Raw genomic sequence first — 15,808 nt, forward strand, 5'->3', positions numbered from 1 at the left:
TCTCTGCCGACCGGGCCAGCACCGGCCGGCGGGGTGGGCGCCAGGGTGGCGACCAACGCAACACTCACTTCACGCCAAGGAGGCGTTATGGAGTTTCGTTTTCTGGGCGACGCCAGTCTCGTCGGGCGCTTTAGCCTCACGCTCGCCGACCTAACCCCTTCGACTCGACCCGCCGAGCTGACGGACAACCTGTGGGGCCGGATCGAACAGTGCGTCTCTAGCAACCCCGACTTCGACGCCACGGAGGTCCACGAAGCGCTCGCCGGGTCGGGTGTTCAGGTGACCATCCCGACGGTCCTCTACGCTCTCGCCAACCGAGCTCAGGATCAGCCATGATGCTGTCGCAGCGCATCGCGGGCTGGACGCGGCCCCACATCGAAGGTGGCGTCGGCATCGCCGATCGCTACCCGAGAGAGTGGCGCAACGACGCGCGTCTGGGCCGATGGCACGCGTGGCACTGCGACCCGGACAGCGGCGTCTGGGCGGTGCGCCCCCGGGAGTGGCACTGGGACCTGTACGCACCCTGCACCCCGGGCCTGGCGGCCTGGGTGCACGGCGACCCGCACGCCGACGCCGAACCGCGAGCCACGCTGTCCTTCGACACCGCCGAGCGACCGCGGCTGCCGTTCACCGTCGTCGGCCGCCAGTTGGTTTGGCACCGCCTGGAGCAGCTGGCGGGCGGTCAAATCATTGACCACATCGAGGGCCTGCGCGCCGAGGATGCGACCTGGAAGAGGGCGTACCCGATCGCGTACCTGCGAGTCGCGGTCTGACCGTCACCATCGTCCCCGGCTCGCCCGGTGGCGGTGGCGGTTGTCAGAACGACAGCCGTCCGAAAGGGCGTGATCAACATGGAGACCAAGACCAGTTACCTGGCGATACCCGGCGTGCTCCTGGCGTCGCTGACCGACCTGCCCATGGACTGGTTCGACCCGGGCCGGGTCGCCGAGCAGGAGACAGACCACGGGCGAATCATCGGGCGGACGTGGGCGGCCGTGCGCGGCGACGACCGGGTGTGGCGGGTGTACGCGCCCGGTACTCCGGATCCGCTCAAGTGGCCCGAGGGTCAGGACCCGTGGGAGCGGGCCGCGCCCGCCGCGATCTTCACCCATGAGCGGTTCCCGCACGACGTCAACCTGGACCGCGAACAGCTCGCGGAGCTCGCCGACATGATCGGCGTCGTCGCCGACGGAAGGCCCGTCGACCCGATCGAAGGCATCCGCTGGGCCAGGCCCGCCGACAGGGTCGGCCACCCGATCGTCTACGTGACCGTGCTCCGCTGACGGCACCTCGACCGACGCGACCCGTCCGCGTCAACCAGTTCGACCCAACGAGCGCAAGTAGCCGAGAACAAGGAGTTGACCATGCAAGCTGAGCAGGAAACGTCGACGATCGACCCGGCCGAGCGCAACGCGCGCCTCGACGGCCCTGTGAGCGACTGGTTTGAGCTGACGTACTCGACGCACCTGGTGCTACCTCGAACGCTGATGCAGTCCATGTCTCTGGACTGGCAGCGGCGAATGGTGGCATGCCTGAAGGAGTTCGACCGCGCGTTCGAACACCTCGACCTTCCCGAGTACGAGGTCATCGCCGCCGCACAGCGGACATACGGCGACCTGACCAAGGCCGAGATGCGGATGCTCGACGTGACCCAGGGTGAGCCGGCGTACGACGGCGACGACTCATGGCCCGACCGCTACTACGACCGGTACGGCACCGAGCACAGCAAGCATGACCGCGTCTTCGTACCACTGCCAGGCGGCGACCCGATCCCGCACTACAACCGCAACAGGACCTTCGTCGAACCCCGCTGATACGCCATCTCGACCTCCACCGTCGCGCCCGGCTCGCCCGGGCGTGTGCGGCGGACGCCAAGGTGGCGACCTCGGATACCACGCATCACCTCAAGGAGAATCGCAATGGAACGCGACTGCGCCGGACTGACCAGTCGAACTGAAGCTGCTGACGTCATCCTGCTTCTCGTCCTGGAGAACCCGGGATGCCGACGTCGACTCGTCCTCAACCACTCGGCCTGGCGGGAGCGGGCAGGGTGGCCACGGCAGCCCCACCTTGACACCGTGGGCGACGCTGTTCGAGCCCTGGAGCGGGTCGACCCACCACTGCTGGAGCGTCGAGGCCAGGACTGGTACCTGACCCCGGCCGGGGTAGAGCGCGCTCGGCAGGTGGCCAGGGAAGTTCAACTGCTCACGTCGGCACGCATGCGAGCTTGACGCCCACCGTCGTGCCCGGCCGGTCCCGGGCGCGTGCGGCGGACGCCAAGGCGGCGACCCACGTATCGACCAACAGAAGGACAAACCATGAGCGATCTGAGACTCCCCGCAAAGTCGATCTTCTCCCCGCAGCGGGGCGAGGTCGTCGTCGGCCACTTCTCCGGGGGGCGCGACGTCACCTGGAGACTCTGGGAGGACGGCGAAGCCTACTGCGGCATCGTCGTCGGCGATGGCGCGGACGGCGCCGCCCTGCTGCGCCACCTCGCCGAAGCGTCCGCCCGCACCATCGCCGTACGCCTGATCGACCCCCGAGGCGTGCTCGACGGTATCGACGGCGTCGACGTCTGGACCGCTGAGGGCGCTGCCGCGATCGCCCTGGCCCTCGACGCCACCCGGACGGTCATGGGCCAGACGGCACGCGCGATTGCCCACCGGCACCCCAGCGAGATGTTGATCCCGGACACCGCCGCGCACCAGGTCCTCCTCGTGGACCGCCCGGACCTACTCGCCCCTGCGGCGCAGGAACAGGTGAACATGATCGCGCGTCTGAGTCGCAAGACCGGAGTCACCGTCGTCGCGCACTGCCGCCCCAGTGTCGGCACTTCCTGCGAGCACATGTTGCGGGCTCTCGCCGACGCCCACGACAACGTCATGTACCTGCGGAAGTCGCCGGACAGTGGCCTGCTCGGCTACCTCACCGCGGACATGGTGCCATTCACCCCGAACTTCGGCCCACAGAACTGATCTTGACCTCCACCGTCGTGCCCGGCCGGTCCCGGGCGCGTGCGGCGGACGCCAAGGCGGCGACCCTCGTAACCCGAAGGAATCCCGTGGAGGACCTGTACAAGATCAACTGGCGCGCCCGCCAGGCTACTGCCGCGGTCCCGTTCGAACTCGACGACGACGGCCTGCCCGTCAACCCGTCCAACGACCCGACCCTCCCCGAAGGCCGCGGCGGCCTCCGACACTGGGGCGAGCAGATGTGCGGCGACGCCTTCGTCACCGTCAGGAACGCGTTCGGTGGCCGCCACCTGCTTCTCGGCGAGCGATCCGACAGTCCCGGCTGCTGGGTGCTGCCCGGAGGCAAGGCTGACCCGGGCGAAGACCCGGTCGACGCCGCCGTTCGCGAGCTGGAAGAGGAAACCGGCCTGACGCTGTTCCGCAGCCGAGACGCGCACGTCGTCGGCGCGCCCCAGCTGGTGCCCGACCCGAGGGCCGGCCGGCGGGCGTGGATGGTCACCGTCCTCGTCACGTTCGACCTCGGCGAGTTCGACGACCTCCCGACAGTCGCGCCGCAGCCCGGCGAGTTCGAACGCGTCGCCTGGGTTCCCGCCGACACGTACGACCAGCTCGTCCAGTACCTGGCCGACAACTACGGCGGCAAGATCGGCGTTGCCCACCAGCAGATGATCGCCGAAGCTCTCTCCGCTTGACCTCCACCGTCGGGCCCGGACCTGTGCCGGGCCCGCGCGGCGGGCGCCAAGGTGGCGTCCCTCGATGCAACCGCAAGAGGGAATCATGGACAAGATCGACCCAATCGACCCGGACGAAGTGCTGGGCCTGATAGACGAAACGGTCGGCTCCGACAGCGACTGCTCAGACCTGATCAACCCCCCGGGCGACGGCGCGGAGCTGCCCGTTGCGCGAATCGGTGCCGACCTGTTCAACGAGTGGGCGGCCGGCGGCCCGATCCCGCGCCAGCGCGCGGGAAACAACCGATGAACGGACCGCTGAAGGAATTCCGCCTGCTCCGCAACGCACGCATCGGGCCGGCCGACCTCGACGACGCTCGACGAGTACTGGCAGCGGCGATCGAGGTGTTCGAGAAGGGCGACGGGCGACCCGACGACCGGGAAGCGGATCCGGTGTTGACGTTGTACGTGGACGACCCGAACGAACTGTTCATCGACCGCAGCTGCGCCATCATGCTGAAAACGCTCGCCGACTACGGCTGGGAGCGGCGCATCCGGCTCATCTGTCGGGTTTGCCCGCAGTGGTCGAATCCCGCCAGACACGAACTGCTTGGCTACCTGCCAACGCACCTTCGGACCAGCTCGGTCGAGTTCGAGATTGCCGTCCCGGGCGGCGCCCCATGATGGCGAAAGGGCACGCGGTCAGCGGCGCCGCCAGCTGGCTCGTCGGATGCGCGGCCTCCAGCTGGGCCGCCGGCCGCGGCCTGCCCGTACCCGACCCGACCTGGACCCACGTCCTCGCCGGCGGCGTCGTCGCGACCGGGTTCGCCCTGTTCCCTGACATCGACCACAAGGACTCGACCGTCTCCACCTCGCTCGGGCCGGTCAGTCGGGTGACGTCGTGGGTCTTCGCGCATCTGGCCCGCGCGGCCCGGAAGGCCAGCTGCGACCACTGCCTGCGGCTGCCGAAGGTTGGCGGCCACCGGGCGCTGAGCCACACCCTACTGTTCGCGATCGCGATTGGCGTCGGCCTTAGCGTCCTGGCCGCGATCTATGACCAGACCATCGGCGTCGTCGTGTTCGCCGTCGCCGCCTTCCTCACCAGCTACCCCGCGTTCAGTGGCAAGATCCGGGCCGAGGTCGGCGACATGCTCTTGCCGGGCCACATGCGAAAGCTCAGCCTGGCGGCCATCACGGGCCACGACGGGCGTTCGAAGAAGACGATCGGGTACCGGCTCGCCGCCTTCACCGGGTCGGTTCTGATCACCGCGATCCCGACCGCGATCCTGGCGGCGAACACGAGGCACGTCGGCAGCTGGTGGTGGATCGGATTCGCCGCCGGCTGGGGCACGCTCATGCATATCCTCGGCGACCTGATCACGAAGAGCGCCGTGCCGTTACTGTGGCCCTGGAAGATCGGGCCGTGCCGGTGGAGGTCCGTCGGCCCGCCGCGGTGGATGCGGATCACCACCGGCGGCCGTGCCGAGAAGGTCGTCGTCTGGCTGATGATGATCGCTGGAGTCGCGGCCGGCGGGCAGATGGTGGGCATGCTCCAGGTGCTCGCGGCACTCTGGGATGACACGGCATCACCGGATCGGTAGAGCGCGAAGAAGGAGTCAACATCGTGACCACCGAACTGCCCCGCCACGTTGGCCGCCAGGTCGCTGCAGAAACCGGCTACGCCCTGATCTGCAACGCCGCCCCGGACGGGAACCCGCACACCGGCGCGATCTGTGGCCGGCCGGCGACGCATCACGTGCGGTGGACCGAAGCGACGACCGTGAACGGCCTGGCGTGCGACGAGGACCTGGGATTCGCGCTCAACTTCGGCCCGTTCGACGTGCACTCGACGGAGAACTCGGCGTGCGGAATGCCGGGCGCCCACTGGGTCCCGCGTGAGGGCAATCGGCCGTCGTTCTGCATGTTGCCGACGCTCGACGAAGAGCCGGCGCTTGCTGGTGCGGCGACGGTCGGAGCGTCGTCCGGCACCCCGGAGGACAAGCGATGACCATGGACGCGCCGACGCTCGACGTTGACGAGGGGTGTGGCGATCCGGCGCCGGCGTACGACAGCCGAGCAGACACTCTGTTCCACGCTCGCCGCGTCGGCCAGCTCTTGGACCAGTTGATCAAAGAGCTGATCGACCGCGGGCGGAGCCACGACTACAGCAAGACTCAGCCACCCGAGGTTGCGACCTTCGACGAGTTCACTCCGAAGCTGACCAGCGCCACGTACGGCTCCCCGGAGTACGAGGCGAACCGCGTGGCGATGGGCTCGGGCCTGACGGCTCATTACGCGAACAATGCCCACCACCCCGAGCACCACGATCGCGGAGTGCTCGGCATGACGCTGGTCGACCTGGCGGAAATGCTGGCCGACTGGCGGGCGTCGACCGAGCGGCACGCCGATGGGAATTTGGCGAGGAGTCTCCGGACGAACCGCGAGCGATTCAACATCCCGACCGGCCTGTACGACGTGCTGGTCAACACCGCTCGGCACCTCGGCTGGATCGAACCCGACGACCTGCCGGAAACTCAGGTGGACGTCGAGCCGGCCGGTATCGACCCGGCGCGGTTCATCGAGGTGATGACCGCGAACGGGTTTCCCGAGTCCGGCCACCGCAGTGGAGGGTACGTTCGGTTCGACTGGCCCGAATCGGCCCCGACCGGCTCGGTGCGCGTCTGGGTCGACGTGGCCGCCCCCGAGTACGAAGAGATGACCGGTGCCACGCTGCGGGAGCTGCAGAACGCGGCCGAGGCGGGTCGGCGGGCGCAGGCCGTTCTGGACGCGCTGAGCGAAGCGAGACCGCGGTGAGGACGTACAGCCGCCTGCCGACCGACTGGGGCCAGCCCGAGGGCGAGGGCGTCTACTGCGGCGCGTGCCGCCGGTCCAACATCGTGCTGAATCTCGGCTCCAGGCAGGCCCAGTGCTGCGGCGCTCAGATGGTGGCGCCCAGCTGGCGCGACTCGTTCCAGTGCCGTTGTCTGGCCGGGTGCGGCACCGAGGTCAGCGTCGCTTCGTTCGAGCCGCAGGAAGCGGCGCGCCAACTGACCTGCGAGCAGTGTCAGGCACGAACTGCTTGACGCCGGTTGCGGCCGGGGCGTAACCTCGGTCACAAGCCCGGCCGGGACACACCCCACAAAGGTGTTGCCCCGCCAGGGTCCGAACACCTACCGTTGGGTCAGCTGGCCCCGCCCACCAGGGACTCGGGGCAGCTGATTCCACCAACCACCAGGAGACGAGATGTTGGCGAGCAGGACGAACGAGTCGAAGCGGCACATGCCGTTCGGCTACGTCGTCACGCTGCCCAGCACAGGGTGGGCCATCGACGGCCGCGAGCAGGCCCCGGGGTAGGCGGAACCGCGCAAGACGCGAAAACCGCCCGACCCAAACAGGGAACCGGGCGATTTTTCGTTACACCACAACTCAATCGGGCGTAGCTCAACCAGGTAGAGCAGCGGTCTCCAAAGCCGCGCGTTGCAGGTTCAACTCCTGTCGCCCGGGCTCAGCCCCGACTTCGGCCGGCGGCTTTGGTGGTCTTGAGAATTCCACAGTGGATGGCATGAACAGCGGTCCCGCGCCATCGGGACCGCACCGTGCCGGCCGGCCCGAGACAACTCGCGGCCGGCCCGGCGCGGCATCCGGGGCGAGGGAGACGGCTGACCCGCCTGTTTTGGGAACAGGAGACACGGCGTTCGATTCGCCGGCCCCGGACGAGGAAGACCACACGCCAAGACCCGTTCCCTTGCGCGGGATAGGGCACAGCGTCAACGAGGGGCGAGGGCGCGAGCCTCAAAACCGAGTGGTCTTCCGCGTCAACGTGCGGTGGGGAGTGACAGACGCGGCCTTGCAAGGGGCCGCCGCGTTGACTTGGGCAAGGTGCGCGGTTCAAGCCCGTGGGCGAGCACGCAGGGAGCACGCAGCGATCGGTGCGCGTCGGGGTGGAAGACCCGGAACGGACCGGTTGCCGCGCGAGACAGGCCGCAGGCTTCCACCTGCCGGCCGTCGGGAGAATACTCCCGTCCGTAGCTCAACGGCAGAGCATCCGCCCCGAAGGCGGGCGATGCGGGTTCGAGTCCCGCCGGGCATGCCTGGACCGTTGGAGTAGTGGTTATCTCGCCAGGTTCTCAACCTGGAGAAGGCCGGTTCGATCCCGGCACGGTCTGCTCTCAGCCGCGCGCCAGGGCAAAGTGCGGCTGGTGCCGAAAGGTATATAGGCGGTGTGCCCGCCAGCTACCCCGGCCTAGCCACCGGGGACTCGGGTAAGTGGCACAGGGTGGTACCGAGCGCCAACCCACCCAGGGGATACGGATCCGGCCTACGTCCCCACCTCGCGGCCGTAGCTCAATGGCAGAGCCTCTGATTTCCACTCAGATGACCAGAGTTCGATTCTCTGTGGCCGCTCGACAGGCCCTTCCGGGGTACGGCGCTGGCGTCCGTGGCCGCGCTTTGAACGCGGAGTCCGTGGGTTCGATTCCCGCACCCGGAGCGCAAGCCCCGATAGCCCAATCGGCAGAGGTGCCGTCCTCAAAAGGCGGATGTGCGGGTTCGAATCCCGCTCGGGGTACCACGCCTTCGCCCGACAGGCCGGGCCCTGCCCCGGTAAGGCAGGATTTGCGGGTTCGAGGCCCGCCGAAGGCTCCATGCGGTTGTAGCTCAGCTGGCAGAGCGCGACATTGCCATTGTCGAGGTTCCCGGTTCGAACCCGGGTAGCCGCTCCATACCACCGACCGCACCGAGGAGAGGGGGGTCCGGTGGACGTCCTGGTCATCAACGCCGATCTTGGCCCGCTCCACCGGGTCAGTCTCCGGCACGCAGTACGGATGCTCGTACGTCGTGTCGCCGAGGTCCACGAAGCCGAACCCGACCGGCTGATCGGCGTCTATCCGGTACCGACCGTCGTCCGGCTCGTCCGGTACGTCGTGACGAAGTGGCGCTACACCGCCGGCCCGGCCTGGTCCCGCGCCGGCGTCATGCGCCGCGACGGCCGCCGGTGCGCGTACTGCGCGGGCCCGGCTGACACCGTCGACCACGTCCTCCCGCGCTCGCGCGGCGGACGGAACAGCTGGAGGAACACGGTCGCCGCCTGCTACAGCTGCAACCAGGCCAAGGGCGACCGGACCCCCGCCGAGGCGGGGATGGTGCTTCGGATCGAGCCGGCCACGCCCGCATGGACGTCGCTCGGTGGGCGCTGAACGGCGGTGGTGGGCTCCCCGCCCCAAGGGGGAGCCCACCCTTTCGTCGGACCAATTGACAAGCGGATCCACAACCGCCTCGCCAGCGTACGGGCCGACCGGTCGCAGTCGGACGTGCCGGAACGTGCCGGAACGCTGCGGAACGCTGCGGAACAGGTTGGAACAGCACGGAACGAAATGCCATTCCCGGATCGTCCAACTGGCAGGACGCCTGATTCTGGATCAGGAAACCGAGGTTCGAATCCTCGTCTGGGAGCGCCACGCCCTCGTAGTCCAACGGCAGGAGACGCGGCCATGAGGCGGCCGACAGTGCGCGTTCGAATCGCGCCGAGGGCACGTTCGATGGTTGACACGCGGAGGTCGAGATGGCAAGCACCCGAACGGAGCAGTACTCCGCGTTGGAAGCCACGTCGGAGCCCGTCGACGACGAGGAAGATCTAGACGTGGTACTACTACGCCTGAGGGACGCCCGACGCGCCGTCGCGCGTCGCCGACAAGGAACTCGCGAGGCCGACGAAAGACGTCGAGTTTCCCGTTGACCGCTACCTGGGCAACGGTAGATCCATAGGCGTTGAGCCGAAGGGCAATCAGCGTTGAGGCATGCCTTGGATCTCAGCGAATGTGCATACCTTCGGATACGGCCACGGACCGGCGCCTTCGGCGCCGATCACGCTCGACGTCCGAACACTGCTCCGTAACCCACACGCAGACCCGGCGATGCGGAACCTGACCGGCCGCGACCCGGCTGTCCGGGAACACGTACTGAACACGCCCAACGCGCGGGAGTTGGTCAACGCTACCGCCGAGCGCGTCCGGTACCTCCTGACCGACGGCAACCACCCTCGCGGAATTCTGGTGCGTGTCGCTGTCGGATGCGCCGGAGGTCGGCACCGGGCGCCGGTGCTGGGTGAGGCGATCGCCGCCGAGCTGGAAAGGATGGGGATCGGCGTCGAGGTGTTCCACCGCGACATCGACAAGCCGGTGCTCTAACAATTTCGAAGCCGGCTCGGAAGGGTCGGCGAATGCCGGTGTAGCTCAGATGGCCAGAGCGCTCGCCTTGTAAGCGGGATGCCGCCGGTTCGACCCCGGCCACCGGCTCAATGCCAACGCAGCACGACTGGTGGTGCATTCGCCTCGTAAGCGAAAGGAGGCCGTTCGAGTCGGCCCGTTGGCTCTCTGGGCGACGCGCAGGTGCGCAGCACTGCCTTGCAAGCAGCGCCCGCTCGGTTCGATACCGAGGTCGTCCACAGGATGGTAGGTAGGTACTGGACGGAGTCCATGCCCGGGTAGCCCAACGGTAGAGGCGCGGCGCTCAGACCGTCGTTGTTGGAGGTTCGACTCCTCTCCCGGGCACGCAACATCATGGTGGCGTCGCCCAGTCAGGTCCAGGGCGCTTCCCTGTCAAGGAAGAGGGCGCGGGTTCGAATCCCGCCGTCACCGCAATGGAGGGTTGGCCGAGCGGTCCAAGGCGACGGGTTGCTACCCCGAGCAGGTAACACTGCCGCCGGTTCGAATCCGGCACTCTCCGCCATGTCGTCGTAGCTCAGTCGGTCAGAGCGCGGAGCTGATAACTCCGAGGCCGGAGGTTCGACCCCTCCCGACGACACCATGCCCCTGTAGCTCAGTGGATAGAGCACCGCACTACGGATGCGGGAGTCGGACGTTCGAATCGTCTCAGGGGCACGCAACGGGGTGTGGCGCAGCTTGGTAGCGCGCCGCGTTCGGGACGCGGAGGCCGTCGGTTCGAATCCGGCCACCCCGACTTTGGTGAGGCCACCCGATTGGCGACGGGCGCTGTCTTGAAAACAGTTTGACCGAAAGGTTTGCGGGTTCGACTCCCTCCCTCACCGCCTTGCGCCGTTAGCTCAGTTGGCAGAGCTTCCGACTCTTAATCGGAATGTCGCAGGTTCGATTCCTGCACGGCGTACCATGCGGCGCGTGCGCTGGATGCGCTTCTCGGCCTCCGAAGCCGAGTGTGCCAGGTTCGACTCCTGGGCGTCGCACTCATGCCCCGCTAGCTTGGTAAAGTGTCGGAGGCGGGCGGTATTGTAGAAGACGTGCCTAATCGTCGAACCTACTCTGACGGGCAGCTGGCCGAGGCGATCCGCGGGTCAAAGAACTGGGCCGGCGTCCTGAAGTGTCTCGGGAAGCAGCGAAACTACAGCACGACCCATATTCGGAGGGTTGCAGAGAGGTTGGGTCTCGATATAGCGCACCTGAGCCACAGTGTCTTACCCGTGGTTGCGCCCCCACATGAATTTAAGCGAGCGCCGCATCTTACGCACCGCGCAGGAAGTAGCTTTGCTGCCGCCTGGTTCATGGAGCGCGGGTACACCGTCTCGGTGCCTCTGGAGTCGGTGCCGTATGACCTCGTCACGGAGTCGGACGGAGGGCTTCGGCGCATTCAGGTGAAAACGACGCGGTCGCGGGAGACGCAGACTGGGCGATACCGGGTTCACCTGCATCGGTGCATATACGACGCCAGCGGCGTACGCAATGCACACGGTCAGATGCGCCAGGTGTCCTATACCTCCGGGGAGGTGGACTACTTCTTCATCTTGACGGCGTCGCGTCACGTGTATCTGATTCCGCTGTCAGTCATTGCCGAGAAAAAATACATTGTGCTGGATACAAAGTATTCGGGATTTCTTCAGGATGGCCCACCGTAGCTCGGCTGACTGCAAGCGCGGGGTAGGGCCTCCAAACCAGGGTATCGCGTACTTTCCGCCCCGCTAGCTCAGGGGATAGAGCAACCGCTTCCTAAGCGGCAGGTCGCAGGTTCAAATCCTGCGCGGGGCATTTACTTGGGTCGTTAGCTCAATGGCGTAGAGCAGTGGACTTTTACTCCACGGGTTCTCGGTTCGAGTCCGAGGCGACCCACTTGCGGGATGGCGCAGTGGTAGCGCGGCGGCCTCATAAGCCGCAGGCCCCGGGTTCGACTCCCGGTCCCGCCCCCACGTACAACTCCGCGCGCAGGCGCTCTATGACCGGCCGGGCGTCGACTGCGGTACCGAGCAGCCAACCGAACGCTCGACGGTATCCGCCAACGACCGCTTCCTGGATCTCGTCGACACCGCCGGGCTCGTCGACGAATGCCAGGTCGGTGTCGCTGGTCGACAGGGTCAGCATGGTGAACGGCACGTCCAGGCCGGGGTACGGCCCGACCGGCAGCGAGACGATCCGGGCGCGTGGGTGCTCGGCCACCTCCAGTAGGTGGGTGAGTTGTTTCCGATGGACGTCGGGTCCGCCGATCGGTCGGGCCAACGCGGTCTCGTCGACGACGAACGCCAGCTCCGCCGCCGCCAGCGTGAAGATCCGCCACTGCCGTTCGGCGAGCAGATCCAGGTATCCGTCGCGGTATTTGCGGCGCAGGCGCGGGACGCCGGCTTCGGCGAGCGTCGCCGCGTACGCGGAGGTCTGGAGCAGCGGTGGGATGACCAGTGGGTGGTGCTGGTGGATCTGGCGCGCCTCACTCTCGTAGTCGGCGTACCGCAGCAGGCCGGCTGGCGCCCGGTCGTGGTACCTGCCCGTCCAGCTGCGTTGCCGGGCCTGGCGGCCAAGCAGCAGTAGCTCCCCGCGCTCGGCGCTGCCGGTGACGCCATACAGGTCGAGTAGGACACGTAGGTCGCCCGGAGAAACGGTGACGGCCCCGGACTCGATCCGGACGAGCTTGGACACGGATGCCTCCAGCTCCTTGGCAACCGCGTCGAGCGGCATCGCGGCCCGCAGTCGGGCTTGACGCAGCGCGGTACGCAGGCGACGGCGGCTGGTGATCGGTCCGGTCGGGGTGGTCACGAACGGACAGTACTTGTTCCGGTAGCTCAGTCTGGTCCAGAGCGCCGCCTCGACACGGCGGAGGCCGCTGGTTCGAATCCAGCTCGGAACACGCATGGCGCGGTGGACGAATGGGAGAGTCGCCTGCCTTTCAAGCAGGACATGTTGCGGGTTCGAATCCCGTCCGCGCTGCTCGATCTGGCGTAAACCGTAATTTGGTAGCGGTCCGGGCTGTTAACCCGGCGGGCGAAAGTCCTCTACAGGTTCGAGTCCTGTCGCCAGAGCGATGCCCGTATAGCTCAGCTGGCAGAGCGCCGCTTTCACACGGCGGAGGTTTCGAGGGTTCAAGTCCCTCTGCGGGTACTGGCCGAAAGGCCGAGGTTGTGGCTGTAGCTCAACGGTAGAGCGCCAGGTTGTGGTCCTGGTGGTGCCGGTTCGATTCCGGTCAGTCACCCCAAGTGCGTCGTGGGCGGCAGGTCGCCCGGTGGTCTGTAAAACCATTGCCTTCGGCACGCCTGGTTCGAGTCCAGGGACGCACACCATGCCCCCGTAGCTCAGCGGATAGAGCGCCAGGCTTCGAACCTGGATGTCGGCCGTTCGAACCGGTCCGGGAGTGATCGTTAAGGTATGCGCTTGTCGCGCTTGTCTTTCTGCTTGCGCTTCCCGTGACGATCGCCCACGCGTCTACTCACCCTGAATGCGGGCTTCGTCTCCGGGCGCCCATAAGTACCCATAAGGTGGTATTTTCCGCATCGGCCGCAGGGATACGGCTCTACCATGGTGGCGCCCGGCATGCGGGCAATTCGTGCAGCCGACTTCTTCGCTTCCGAGAGAAGATCGAAGGCCCGCTTCTCGGGGTGCTTCCGGCAGACTTCAGCCGGAACGTACCAATTGCCGCAACGGGGGCACTGGTGCGAGTGGTGAAGTACCTCGCTTAGCTGCAGATCTCTCTTCGCTTGACTAATCAACCGCCGGGCTGCACCCTCCGCGTCTTCGAAGAGTGTCCGGCCGTCATGTCGGACGCATAGATCGAAGTTCACCCCTGCCTCCTGCGTTAGATCCAACGAGGCCCCGTCCTCGCCAAGGATACCGAAGGAGGCGCGACGTTCAGTTCGAGTCCCGGCTCGACGCCATCCACCGTGGATCTTCGTGGGCGAGCGCTGGCTGCTCAGCTGGGAGTCATGTCCCCGGTCTGCCCGGTTCGACACCGGGGCTCACGACGTAGATGCTTGACCGGAGTTGCCGCCGGGCGGTAACCTCGATCGAGCGAGCACGAAACGCGCTCGCGGTGGACGGTCCATCGCGGTAGCGTGTGAGACACCTCCGGTGCCCCGAGCAGTCTCTACACCTCCTTCTGGTTGAGAAATCGAGACCGCTCACTTTGACCACCGGGGGGACAACTTCACAAGCGGACCGGTCGGTGCCCAGACTGCGGCTACTCCACTTAATCCGAGGGTTGCAGGTTCGAGTCCTGTCGCCGGCCTGGCCGGCGTAGCTCAATGGCAGAGCAATGGAACGCGAAACGCCGCCGTCACCTCCGACCACCGACCGGTCCGCTTGTCGAAATGCTCCCCCCGGCTTATTCCCGAAGGGGTTGAGCTCGATGTCCACGTTCAACAAGACGCGCGTCCGCCCGGCCGTGACCTCGCCCGTCCGCACCGAAGGCGCCGCGGTTGGTGCCGGAGGGCGCCCCGGTCATCTTCGTGATGCCGTTTCTGAGCTGTACCTGCTCGGCATTTCGCTGATGAACGTGCGGCAGAACAAGTTCCACGAGCAGGCGGACGCCCGACTGGATCGGTTCCGCGACCTGGTCGCGGCGGTGACGGTGAGCGATCCGGCGTGGCTGGCCGGGTTCCTGCCGTGGCTTCGCCGTGAGGGAAACCTGCGCACGGCGCCACTGATCGGTGCCGCGGAGTTCGTAGCCGCCCGGCGCGGCCAGCCGGATCCGGCTGGCCAGGTTCCCGAGGTTGTCGACGGCGTCCTGCAGCGGGCGGACGAGCCTGGCGAGATCCTGGCCTACTACACGTCCCGTTACGGCATGTCGCTGCCGAAGGGTTTGAAGAAGGGCGTCGCCCGGGCGGTTCTGCGGTTGTACGGAGAGTACGGCTGGGCGAAGTACGACCGGGTCGAGGCGGCGTTTCGATTCGCCCGGGTGTTGGACCTGGTTCACCCGGCGAGCTCCGACGAGACGCAGCGGACGCTGTTCGGCTACCTCCACGGCGAGATGCGCGGCCGGGCCGGGGAAATTCCGGCGGAGCTGGCGATGCTGCGGTCGCGTTCGGAGTTGACAGCCGTGCCGCTCGACGGGCGCCGCGCCGCACTGCTGGCGCCTGACGGTACGGACCGCCTGCGGGCGGCCGGCATGACGTGGCGTGCGGTCGCCGGCTGGCTGCAGCGCCCGCTCGATGCTGACGTCTGGTCGCAGATCATTCCGACGATGGGTTACCAGGCGCTGCTGACGAACCTGCGCAACTTCGACGACGCCGGCGTGTCCGACGAGGTGGCGGAACGCGTTGCGGCGCGGATCGCCGACCCGGAGAAGGTCGCCGGGTCTCGGCTGTTCCCGTTCCAGATCTTCGCCGCCTACAAGGCGCTGGAGTCGCTTCGGTGGGGACAGCCTTTGGAGAAGGCGTTGCAGGCGTCGCTGGCGAACGTGCCGTCGTTGCCAGGGCGGACGTTGGTCCTCGTCGACCAGTCGCCGTCGATGTTCCCCGGCTACTCCTTCTCGTCGAAGCAGGAGCGCGAGCACGTTGCCAACAACGACCTGGCGACACTGTTCGGAGGGGCGGTGGCCCTGCGAGCTGCGGACGCGACCCTGGTCGGCTACGGGGCGCAGTCGTATCGGGTGCCGTTCCGCCGGGGCGGGGCGCTGCTGCGGCTGATGGGCCAGTTCCACTCGGTGGACGGGACCGACACGTTCGGCGCGGCGGGGGATCACTTCGCGGGCCACGACCGGGTGGTGATCGTGACCGACGAGCAGAACACGGCCCACAGGTATCGCTCGATCGACGAGGTCGTGCCGACGACCGTCCCGGTCTACACCTGGAACATCGCCGGATACCGGGTCGGCTCCACCGCGTCGGGATCCGGCACCAGGCACACCTTTGGTGGCCTGACCGACCAGGCGTTCCGAGCCGTTGGGTTGATCGAACAGGGTCGTTCGCAGAGCTGGCCCTGGTAGACCTGGCCTGGGGAG

Annotated in this window: 18 protein-coding genes and 30 tRNA genes; 47 read left to right on the top strand and 1 reads right to left on the bottom strand. The window is 67.2% G+C overall.

Features of this window, described 5'->3' with window-relative positions:
* Nucleotides 1-87 precede the first annotated feature (87 nt).
* The 39 genes from I0C86_RS40740 (at nucleotide 88) to I0C86_RS40930 (ending at nucleotide 11,795) form a co-directional block, all read left to right on the top strand.
* Nucleotides 88-336: a hypothetical protein gene (locus tag I0C86_RS40740; RefSeq protein ID WP_196206665.1), complete on the top strand. Its 249-nt coding sequence runs from the start codon at nucleotides 88-90 to the stop codon at nucleotides 334-336.
* Nucleotides 333-773 carry a hypothetical protein gene (locus tag I0C86_RS40745; RefSeq protein WP_196206666.1) on the top strand — a complete coding sequence of 147 codons (441 nt, stop codon included), beginning with the start codon at nucleotides 333-335 and terminating at the stop codon, nucleotides 771-773. Before I0C86_RS40740 ends, I0C86_RS40745 begins: the two co-directional genes overlap by 4 nt.
* A 78-nt stretch (nucleotides 774-851) precedes the next feature.
* Nucleotides 852-1,283: a hypothetical protein gene (locus I0C86_RS40750; RefSeq protein ID WP_196206667.1), complete on the top strand. Its 432-nt coding sequence runs from the start codon at nucleotides 852-854 to the stop codon at nucleotides 1,281-1,283.
* Between the two features lie 81 nt (nucleotides 1,284-1,364).
* Nucleotides 1,365-1,814 carry a hypothetical protein gene (locus tag I0C86_RS40755; protein ID WP_196206668.1) on the top strand — a complete coding sequence of 150 codons (450 nt, stop codon included), beginning with the start codon at nucleotides 1,365-1,367 and terminating at the stop codon, nucleotides 1,812-1,814.
* A gap of 105 nt (nucleotides 1,815-1,919) precedes the next feature.
* A complete protein-coding gene (locus I0C86_RS40760) occupies nucleotides 1,920-2,231 on the top strand; it encodes a hypothetical protein (protein ID WP_196206669.1) in 312 nt (103 codons plus the stop codon).
* 87 nt (nucleotides 2,232-2,318) lie between these two features.
* Nucleotides 2,319-2,975 carry a hypothetical protein gene (locus tag I0C86_RS40765; RefSeq protein ID WP_196206670.1) on the top strand — a complete coding sequence of 219 codons (657 nt, stop codon included), beginning with the start codon at nucleotides 2,319-2,321 and terminating at the stop codon, nucleotides 2,973-2,975.
* A gap of 86 nt (nucleotides 2,976-3,061) precedes the next feature.
* Nucleotides 3,062-3,664: an NUDIX hydrolase gene (locus tag I0C86_RS40770; RefSeq protein ID WP_407676409.1), complete on the top strand. Its 603-nt coding sequence runs from the start codon at nucleotides 3,062-3,064 to the stop codon at nucleotides 3,662-3,664.
* Nucleotides 3,665-3,749: 85 nt separating this feature from the next.
* Complete coding sequence (locus tag I0C86_RS40775) at nucleotides 3,750-3,953, top strand: hypothetical protein (protein ID WP_196206671.1); 204 nt, start codon at nucleotides 3,750-3,752, stop codon at nucleotides 3,951-3,953.
* Nucleotides 3,950-4,327, top strand: a complete 378-nt coding sequence (locus I0C86_RS40780; protein ID WP_196206672.1) for a hypothetical protein — start codon at nucleotides 3,950-3,952, stop codon at nucleotides 4,325-4,327. The genes I0C86_RS40775 and I0C86_RS40780 overlap by 4 nt, the downstream gene beginning before the upstream one ends.
* Entirely contained in the window at nucleotides 4,324-5,244 is a 921-nt protein-coding gene (locus I0C86_RS40785) for a metal-dependent hydrolase (protein WP_196206673.1), read from the top strand. Before I0C86_RS40780 ends, I0C86_RS40785 begins: the two co-directional genes overlap by 4 nt.
* A gap of 23 nt (nucleotides 5,245-5,267) precedes the next feature.
* Nucleotides 5,268-5,651, top strand: coding sequence for a hypothetical protein (locus tag I0C86_RS40790; RefSeq protein WP_196206674.1), 384 nt, complete (start codon nucleotides 5,268-5,270; stop codon nucleotides 5,649-5,651).
* Complete coding sequence (locus tag I0C86_RS44215; protein ID WP_230395615.1) at nucleotides 5,648-6,457, top strand: DUF5662 family protein; 810 nt, start codon at nucleotides 5,648-5,650, stop codon at nucleotides 6,455-6,457. Before I0C86_RS40790 ends, I0C86_RS44215 begins: the two co-directional genes overlap by 4 nt.
* Complete coding sequence (locus I0C86_RS40800; RefSeq protein ID WP_196206675.1) at nucleotides 6,454-6,726, top strand: hypothetical protein; 273 nt, start codon at nucleotides 6,454-6,456, stop codon at nucleotides 6,724-6,726. The genes I0C86_RS44215 and I0C86_RS40800 overlap by 4 nt, the downstream gene beginning before the upstream one ends.
* Nucleotides 6,727-7,073: 347 nt before the next feature.
* Nucleotides 7,074-7,147, top strand: a tRNA-Trp gene (locus tag I0C86_RS40805).
* A 515-nt stretch (nucleotides 7,148-7,662) separates the two neighbouring features.
* A tRNA-Ser gene (locus I0C86_RS40810) sits at nucleotides 7,663-7,733 on the top strand.
* A gap of 3 nt (nucleotides 7,734-7,736) precedes the next feature.
* Nucleotides 7,737-7,809, top strand: a tRNA-Glu gene (locus tag I0C86_RS40815).
* A gap of 167 nt (nucleotides 7,810-7,976) precedes the next feature.
* Nucleotides 7,977-8,047: transfer RNA gene (locus I0C86_RS40820), tRNA-Gly, on the top strand.
* Nucleotides 8,048-8,058: 11 nt separating this feature from the next.
* Nucleotides 8,059-8,132: transfer RNA gene (locus I0C86_RS40825), tRNA-Gln, on the top strand.
* A 5-nt stretch (nucleotides 8,133-8,137) separates the two neighbouring features.
* Nucleotides 8,138-8,213: transfer RNA gene (locus I0C86_RS40830), tRNA-Leu, on the top strand.
* A gap of 1 nt (nucleotide 8,214) precedes the next feature.
* Nucleotides 8,215-8,287: transfer RNA gene (locus tag I0C86_RS40835), tRNA-Thr, on the top strand.
* A gap of 1 nt (nucleotide 8,288) precedes the next feature.
* Nucleotides 8,289-8,364: transfer RNA gene (locus I0C86_RS40840), tRNA-Gly, on the top strand.
* A 33-nt stretch (nucleotides 8,365-8,397) separates the two neighbouring features.
* Complete coding sequence (locus I0C86_RS40845) at nucleotides 8,398-8,838, top strand: HNH endonuclease (protein WP_323374159.1); 441 nt, start codon at nucleotides 8,398-8,400, stop codon at nucleotides 8,836-8,838.
* Between the two features lie 184 nt (nucleotides 8,839-9,022).
* Nucleotides 9,023-9,094 (top strand) — tRNA-Gln (locus tag I0C86_RS40850).
* 6 nt (nucleotides 9,095-9,100) lie between these two features.
* A tRNA-Leu gene (locus tag I0C86_RS40855) sits at nucleotides 9,101-9,174 on the top strand.
* A 264-nt stretch (nucleotides 9,175-9,438) separates the two neighbouring features.
* A complete protein-coding gene (locus I0C86_RS40860) occupies nucleotides 9,439-9,828 on the top strand; it encodes a RapZ C-terminal domain-containing protein (RefSeq protein WP_196206676.1) in 390 nt (129 codons plus the stop codon).
* Nucleotides 9,829-9,862: 34 nt separating this feature from the next.
* Nucleotides 9,863-9,936 (top strand) — tRNA-Thr (locus I0C86_RS40865).
* A 182-nt stretch (nucleotides 9,937-10,118) separates the two neighbouring features.
* Nucleotides 10,119-10,191: transfer RNA gene (locus I0C86_RS40870), tRNA-Leu, on the top strand.
* An 11-nt stretch (nucleotides 10,192-10,202) separates the two neighbouring features.
* Nucleotides 10,203-10,278, top strand: a tRNA-Asp gene (locus tag I0C86_RS40875).
* A 4-nt stretch (nucleotides 10,279-10,282) separates the two neighbouring features.
* Nucleotides 10,283-10,369, top strand: a tRNA-Ser gene (locus I0C86_RS40880).
* A gap of 1 nt (nucleotide 10,370) precedes the next feature.
* Nucleotides 10,371-10,447 (top strand) — tRNA-Ile (locus I0C86_RS40885).
* Between the two features lies 1 nt (nucleotide 10,448).
* Nucleotides 10,449-10,521 (top strand) — tRNA-Arg (locus I0C86_RS40890).
* A 5-nt stretch (nucleotides 10,522-10,526) separates the two neighbouring features.
* Nucleotides 10,527-10,600: transfer RNA gene (locus I0C86_RS40895), tRNA-Pro, on the top strand.
* A 4-nt stretch (nucleotides 10,601-10,604) separates the two neighbouring features.
* Nucleotides 10,605-10,688: transfer RNA gene (locus tag I0C86_RS40900), tRNA-Ser, on the top strand.
* A gap of 4 nt (nucleotides 10,689-10,692) precedes the next feature.
* Nucleotides 10,693-10,768, top strand: a tRNA-Lys gene (locus I0C86_RS40905).
* A 1-nt stretch (nucleotide 10,769) separates the two neighbouring features.
* Nucleotides 10,770-10,841, top strand: a tRNA-Arg gene (locus I0C86_RS40910).
* Nucleotides 10,842-11,075: 234 nt separating this feature from the next.
* Nucleotides 11,076-11,507 carry a group I intron-associated PD-(D/E)XK endonuclease gene (locus tag I0C86_RS45685; RefSeq protein ID WP_407676410.1) on the top strand — a complete coding sequence of 144 codons (432 nt, stop codon included), beginning with the start codon at nucleotides 11,076-11,078 and terminating at the stop codon, nucleotides 11,505-11,507.
* A 57-nt stretch (nucleotides 11,508-11,564) separates the two neighbouring features.
* Nucleotides 11,565-11,637: transfer RNA gene (locus tag I0C86_RS40920), tRNA-Arg, on the top strand.
* A gap of 7 nt (nucleotides 11,638-11,644) precedes the next feature.
* Nucleotides 11,645-11,718 (top strand) — tRNA-Lys (locus I0C86_RS40925).
* 2 nt (nucleotides 11,719-11,720) lie between these two features.
* Nucleotides 11,721-11,795 (top strand) — tRNA-Met (locus I0C86_RS40930).
* Here the strand turns inward: I0C86_RS40930 and I0C86_RS45690 are convergent.
* On the bottom strand, nucleotides 11,752-12,633 hold the full coding sequence (locus I0C86_RS45690; RefSeq protein ID WP_407676411.1) for a helix-turn-helix domain-containing protein: 882 nt from the start codon (nucleotides 12,631-12,633) through the stop codon (nucleotides 11,752-11,754). The two genes, I0C86_RS40930 and I0C86_RS45690, sit on opposite strands and share 44 nt — an antisense overlap.
* 15 nt (nucleotides 12,634-12,648) lie before the next feature.
* On the opposite strand from I0C86_RS45690, the gene I0C86_RS40940 reads away from it, so the two are divergent.
* The 8 genes from I0C86_RS40940 (at nucleotide 12,649) to I0C86_RS40975 (ending at nucleotide 15,793) form a co-directional block, all read left to right on the top strand.
* Nucleotides 12,649-12,724 (top strand) — tRNA-Val (locus I0C86_RS40940).
* Between the two features lie 5 nt (nucleotides 12,725-12,729).
* A tRNA-Glu gene (locus tag I0C86_RS40945) sits at nucleotides 12,730-12,804 on the top strand.
* Between the two features lie 5 nt (nucleotides 12,805-12,809).
* Nucleotides 12,810-12,896: transfer RNA gene (locus I0C86_RS40950), tRNA-Asn, on the top strand.
* Between the two features lie 4 nt (nucleotides 12,897-12,900).
* Nucleotides 12,901-12,975 (top strand) — tRNA-Val (locus I0C86_RS40955).
* A gap of 20 nt (nucleotides 12,976-12,995) precedes the next feature.
* Nucleotides 12,996-13,069 (top strand) — tRNA-His (locus I0C86_RS40960).
* A 1-nt stretch (nucleotide 13,070) separates the two neighbouring features.
* A tRNA-Tyr gene (locus I0C86_RS40965) sits at nucleotides 13,071-13,154 on the top strand.
* A gap of 1 nt (nucleotide 13,155) precedes the next feature.
* Nucleotides 13,156-13,228 (top strand) — tRNA-Arg (locus tag I0C86_RS40970).
* A gap of 1,128 nt (nucleotides 13,229-14,356) precedes the next feature.
* On the top strand, nucleotides 14,357-15,793 hold the full coding sequence (locus I0C86_RS40975; RefSeq protein ID WP_230395617.1) for a TROVE domain-containing protein: 1,437 nt from the start codon (nucleotides 14,357-14,359) through the stop codon (nucleotides 15,791-15,793).
* Nucleotides 15,794-15,808: the final 15 nt, after the last annotated feature.

The organism is Plantactinospora alkalitolerans (assembly GCF_015690345.1).
Lineage (GTDB): Bacteria > Actinomycetota > Actinomycetes > Mycobacteriales > Micromonosporaceae > Plantactinospora > Plantactinospora alkalitolerans.

Coding starts and splice junctions, on each gene's coding strand:
- I0C86_RS40740 (WP_196206665.1), top strand. CDS start 88: ATGGAGTTTCGTTTTCTGGGCGACGCCAGTCTCGTCGGGCGCTTTAGC.
- I0C86_RS40745 (WP_196206666.1), top strand. CDS start 333: ATGATGCTGTCGCAGCGCATCGCGGGCTGGACGCGGCCCCACATCGAA.
- I0C86_RS40750 (WP_196206667.1), top strand. CDS start 852: ATGGAGACCAAGACCAGTTACCTGGCGATACCCGGCGTGCTCCTGGCG.
- I0C86_RS40755 (WP_196206668.1), top strand. CDS start 1,365: ATGCAAGCTGAGCAGGAAACGTCGACGATCGACCCGGCCGAGCGCAAC.
- I0C86_RS40760 (WP_196206669.1), top strand. CDS start 1,920: ATGGAACGCGACTGCGCCGGACTGACCAGTCGAACTGAAGCTGCTGAC.
- I0C86_RS40765 (WP_196206670.1), top strand. CDS start 2,319: ATGAGCGATCTGAGACTCCCCGCAAAGTCGATCTTCTCCCCGCAGCGG.
- I0C86_RS40775 (WP_196206671.1), top strand. CDS start 3,750: ATGGACAAGATCGACCCAATCGACCCGGACGAAGTGCTGGGCCTGATA.
- I0C86_RS40780 (WP_196206672.1), top strand. CDS start 3,950: ATGAACGGACCGCTGAAGGAATTCCGCCTGCTCCGCAACGCACGCATC.
- I0C86_RS40785 (WP_196206673.1), top strand. CDS start 4,324: ATGATGGCGAAAGGGCACGCGGTCAGCGGCGCCGCCAGCTGGCTCGTC.
- I0C86_RS44215 (WP_230395615.1), top strand. CDS start 5,648: ATGACCATGGACGCGCCGACGCTCGACGTTGACGAGGGGTGTGGCGAT.
- I0C86_RS40860 (WP_196206676.1), top strand. CDS start 9,439: ATGCCTTGGATCTCAGCGAATGTGCATACCTTCGGATACGGCCACGGA.
- I0C86_RS40975 (WP_230395617.1), top strand. CDS start 14,357: ATGAACGTGCGGCAGAACAAGTTCCACGAGCAGGCGGACGCCCGACTG.